This is a genomic window from Streptococcus infantis (assembly GCF_019929575.1).
Lineage (GTDB): Bacteria > Bacillota > Bacilli > Lactobacillales > Streptococcaceae > Streptococcus > Streptococcus infantis_L.
In genome coordinates this window covers 1-1,674 of record NZ_JAHZPU010000058.1, presented here as the reverse complement: position 1 = coordinate 1,674, position 1,674 = coordinate 1, and the positions used below count along the sequence as shown (strand labels likewise).

The 1,674-nt window shown below is 35.1% G+C and carries 1 protein-coding gene; it reads right to left on the bottom strand.

Going from position 1 to position 1,674, the window contains the following annotated elements:
- Positions 1-102: 102 nt before the first annotated feature.
- Entirely contained in the window at positions 103-1,497 is a 1,395-nt protein-coding gene (gene pgdA / locus K1I67_RS09565; protein WP_223339738.1) for a peptidoglycan-N-acetylglucosamine deacetylase PgdA, read from the bottom strand.
- Between the last annotated feature and the right edge of the window lie 177 nt (positions 1,498-1,674).

The window sequence follows — 1,674 nt, the reverse complement described above, 5'->3', positions numbered from 1 at the left end:
TATACTGTTTTTTGCAACTCTAGTATATCAGATGAACATGTCTTTTGTGTTGCACTTCATTTTACAACAGGGCATTTTTTTAAATATTTGCCTACTGTGAACTTATTGGTTACGAGAATAGTAAATCTCATGTGGCTTCAAACGAGTGTTGAGTAGATCTGATACAGTCACAAAACTATAACCTTGTTCCTGTAGATACTCAATTACTTTTGGTAGTGAATTAACAGATGTTTGATGGATATCATGCATCAAAATGATAGAGCCATTGCTTACCTGACGCTGAATTTCTGTCAAAATCGCAGCTTCATTTTTACTCTTCCAATCCAAACTATCCACATCCCACATGATAAAGCTTAAATCAAGGCTATTACGAATATCATCTGAGATTGCACCGTATGGTGGACGCATCAATTTAGAGCTTTTGCCAAGAACTTTTGTAATAGCATCTTCGGTATCTGTAAGCTGTTTCTTAGCGTCTTCCAATGACAGTTTTGTTAAAACTGGGTGATTCCAACTATGGTTTCCAACTTCATGACCTTCAGACTGCATACGTTTAAGAATCGACTCATTACCTGCAATATTTTTTCCTTGTACAAAGAAGGTTGCTTTGATCTTGTACTTGGCTAGAATATCTAAAGCTTGTGGAGTTGTATTTCCATCCGGTCCATCATCAAAGGTAAGAGCTACTACTTTTTTATTTTTCTCAGCCTGAGCCTTCTTATAAAGTTCTGCATCCTTTTCAGTTAGATAGGACGATTGGATAACATCAAAGAAGTCTGAAATAGGCAAAGCTATTTCTTCTACATTATTGGTTGCTTTGATTGGATAAAGAACCAATTGACTATCTTTGTATGCAAACTTCCAAGATGATAAATCGCTAGCTGTAAAATCGGCTATTACTTGATCAACAAGAGTTTGTTCAATCTTTTTATCAAGAAGTGTTGACTTGATATCCTCAAGAAACTTTTCCTTAGCTTTGCTAGCATCTGTAAAGAGTTGATCTAAAGTAAACAGGGTCCCATCTTCCTTAAGATAAAGCTGATCTAATGAGGTATTTTCTAATTCCACAACAGTAGAATCACTCAGGTCATAGGCCTGTTTTTTTACAAGATGGCTCTCCACACCTTTGATGGAAGAAGAAGAATCTTTTTCAGAGTAGTAAAAAATCAAATGTTCTTTATCTTCTACCTTATCCGTAATATCTTTTACAATGATATCCTGAACAGAGGTAATGACCTTGTCCCCCGTCATAGGATAGTAGGTGATGATTTCTGCCTGCCCCTTACGAAAATGATCTTTCTGACTTCCTTGTGAATAGGAATCATCTTTTTCTTTTTTCAGTGCTTCAATTTTTTGTTCAAAAGCTTGCTTCGTCAAGACTTTATAAGCAATACCAGCACCTAATGTTAAGATTGTGAAGAATAGAAGCCCCACAATAATCCACAAATTTCTTCTCTTCTTGTCGTTTTCTTTTCGGTTTGTTCTTTTTTTTGTCATAGTTTTATCATATCAAATCAGGCCTATAATTTCAATGATAAATAGGAAAATGTCCATTTTTTCAAAAAAGATAGGTAAAAGAAAGAGGTTGGGACAAAAGATGTACTGCCCCCAAAAAGTTAGACAATTAATTTACCCAAAGGATTTAGTTCTGTATTGTACAGGACTAAGTCCTTT